Genomic DNA, 261 nt, shown 5'->3' with positions numbered 1-261 from the left:
CTGCGCGGCACGCGAATCGTCCTGGTCGCCGCGACAAACAACGTCGCCGCACTGGATAGCGCGGCGATTCGCGAAGGCCGGTTTGACTTCAAGGTTGAAGCGCCTCCGCCAGATCTCGAAGCCCGCAAGGCCATACTCCGTCGCTCGGTAGGCGAAGCAATGGGTTTCCATGCGCTCACCGCACCGATGCTCGCAAATCTCGCAGCGCGCTGGGAGGGATTCAGCGCCGCACGCCTCGCATCGGTCGGGCGCGAGCTGGCT

General features: G+C 65.5%; 1 pseudogene. It reads left to right on the top strand.

Annotation, left to right across the window (positions count from 1 at the left end):
- Positions 1-261, top strand: a pseudogene (locus SB764_RS41765) (AAA family ATPase); the annotation flags it as partial.

Source organism: Paraburkholderia sp. SIMBA_027, assembly GCF_046535315.1.
Taxonomy (GTDB): domain Bacteria; phylum Pseudomonadota; class Gammaproteobacteria; order Burkholderiales; family Burkholderiaceae; genus Paraburkholderia; species Paraburkholderia tropica.
The sequence above is the reverse complement of the archived record's forward strand: the minus strand, read 5'-3'. Positions and strand labels throughout refer to the sequence as shown.